This is a genomic window from Komagataeibacter kakiaceti JCM 25156 (assembly GCF_000613305.1).
The window spans coordinates 1-2,518 of sequence record NZ_BAIO01000349.1; the positions used below are offsets into that span (position 1 = coordinate 1).

At 63.0% G+C, this 2,518-nt stretch carries 2 protein-coding genes; both read left to right on the forward strand.

Going from position 1 to position 2,518, the window contains the following annotated elements; genetic code table 11:
- Nucleotides 1-44 precede the first annotated feature (44 nt).
- Nucleotides 45-935 carry a DNA-methyltransferase gene (locus tag JCM25156_RS13575; protein WP_025813509.1) on the forward strand — a complete coding sequence of 297 codons (891 nt, stop codon included), beginning with the start codon at nucleotides 45-47 and terminating at the stop codon, nucleotides 933-935.
- 82 nt (nucleotides 936-1,017) lie between these two features.
- Nucleotides 1,018-2,430, forward strand: coding sequence for a cytochrome-c peroxidase (locus JCM25156_RS13580; protein ID WP_025813510.1), 1,413 nt, complete (start codon nucleotides 1,018-1,020; stop codon nucleotides 2,428-2,430).
- The last annotated feature ends 88 nt before the right edge of the window (nucleotides 2,431-2,518 follow it).

Below are 2,518 nucleotides of genomic sequence, written 5' to 3' on the forward strand. Positions count from 1 at the left end.
CAGACACGAGACCCGCCCCGGCGCGCAGTGAAGAGCATACCACCATGACAGGGCGACCCCGCGCGGCGCAGGAGAGCGCATCTCCTTCCCGCGCGCCACGGAGCATCCGTTATACCGAAGGGCCGCATCTGCTGGTGCGTGGGGACTGCATCCGTGCGCTGCGCCGCATGGAAGCGGACAGTGTGGATGTGGTCGTGACCTCGCCGCCCTATAACATCGGGCTGAAATACCACACCTATCGCGACCGGCTGGATGAGAACGGTTATCTGGACTGGATGGTGGAGGTGGCGCGGGAAGTCCGGCGCGTGATGCGGCCCGATGGCTCGTTTTTCCTCAACGTGGCCGGGTCATCCGCGCAGCCGTGGATTCCGTTTGAACTCATGGTGCGGCTGCGTGACCTATTCGTGCTGCAGAACCATATTTCATGGGTCAAGTCGATCTCGGTCGGGTCGGACACGCATGGCCACTTCAAGCCGGTCAACAGCCCGCGCTACGTCAACCGCAACCACGAACACCTGTTCCACCTGACCCTGACGGGGGATGTGGCGCTGAGCCGACTCGACATCGGCGTGCCCTACATGGACAAGTCGAACATCGCCCGTCGCGGCCACCGGCAGGACCGCCGCTGCCGGGGCGATACATGGTTCATTCCCTACGAAACCGTGCAGGGCAGGGCGCAGAAATTCCACCATCCCGGCACCTTTCCCGTCATGCTGCCGCAGATGTGCATCCGCCTGCATGGCAAGAGCGCGCCGGTGGTGCTGGACCCCTTCATGGGCACGGGCACCACGCTGGTGGCGGCGGTGCGTGAAGGCGGGCGGGGAATCGGAATCGATCTTGATACCATCTATGTCAATGTCGCACGCCAACGGGTACGCGAAGCTATGCTGACAGAGGCGGATGGCGCGACAGGGGCGGGTGATCGAAAGATTTAATCGTTTCTATCGAAATGATTACTTTGACAAATAATTCCTGAATCGGCCAGAACCCCTCATCAGGCAAGGGAAAGGGTTTTGCATGTCGGTAAGAAAGGCGGTTCTGGCGGCGGTTGCCATCGGCGGCGTGGTTTATGGCGGGACGGTCGCCTATCTTGAACATTTCGATCATGTAACGGCACCCGCCCCGGCGGCAACCTCGGTGGATGAAACGTCTTCCGCCGCGCTGAATGTCATCCGTGAGGCCCGGTGCGATTACTGCCACGCGGCCAAGGTTGACCTGCCATTCTACTTCAACGTTCCCGTGGCCCACAGCCTCATGAGCGGCGACCGCGAGCAGGGGCTGCGCCATTTCCGCGTGGAGCCGGTGATCAATGCGCTCCAGACCGGCCAGGTGCCGGATCAGGAACCGCTGGCCCGGATCGAGGAAGTCATCCGCCAGAACCGCATGCCCCCCACCATGTACCTGCTCATGCACTGGCATGCCCATCTGTCCGCCACGCAGCGTGACAGCATGCTGGCATGGATCGCGCAGGTACGCCGCCAGCATTACGCCACACAGGGCGTGGCCGACCGTTTCGCGGCGGAACCGGTGCAGCCGGTGCCCGAATCCCTGCCGGTGGACAGCCACAAGGTCGCACTGGGCCAGCGCCTGTTCTTTGACCGCCAGTTGTCCGGCAATGGCGGGCTGAGTTGCGCAAGCTGCCACAGCCTCCAGCATGGCGGGGTTGACGGTCTGGTTACGGCAACCGGCATCAACGGGCAGAAAGGCCCGATCAACGTGCCCACGGTCTTCAACGCGGCGTTCAACAAAAGCCAGTTCTGGAACGGTCGCGCCGCAACCCTGGCCGAACAGGCGGCGGGTCCGGTCATGAACCCGGTGGAAATGGGGTCGCATGACTGGTCGGTGGTCGCGTCACACCTTCAGGTGGACCCGACCTACATCGCGGATTTCCAGGCGGCCTTTGGCAGCGACGCGATCAACGAGGCCACCATTACGGAGGCGATCGCGGAATATGAAAAGACGCTGATCACCCCCGACAGCCGCTTCGACCAGTACCTGAAGGGCGATGACGCGGCCCTGAACACCCAGGAAAAGCACGGCTATGCCCTGTTCAAGGATATTGGCTGCGCGGGCTGCCATACGGGGCCGTCCATGGGGGGGCAGGCGTTCGAGCCGATGGGGCTGGAAGGGAATTACTTCGCCGCCCGTGGTGGCGCGCTGACCGATGCGGACAAGGGGCGTTTTGAAGTCACCCACAACCCGGCGGACATGGAGCGCTTCAAGGTGCCCAACCTGCGCAATATCGCGCTGACGGCCCCCTATTTCCATGATGGCAGCGTCAAGACACTGGATCAGGCGGTGCGTGACATGGCGCGCTACCAGACCCCGGACCATAATATTTCCGATCAGGACGTGGCGGATATCGTGGCGTTTCTCAATACGCTGACCGGGCGTTATCAGGGTGAGACCCTGCGCAACACCGCGCCGTAACCCCTTTTTCACACAAGGGGCGGCCCGGTCCCCGCCGCCTGCGCGCAGCGGGGTGTATGGATCCGCCGCGCGGGTGTAAGTCCGTGCC

Coding starts and splice junctions, on each gene's coding strand:
- JCM25156_RS13575 (WP_025813509.1), top strand. CDS start 45: ATGACAGGGCGACCCCGCGCGGCGCAGGAGAGCGCATCTCCTTCCCGC.
- JCM25156_RS13580 (WP_025813510.1), top strand. CDS start 1,018: ATGTCGGTAAGAAAGGCGGTTCTGGCGGCGGTTGCCATCGGCGGCGTG.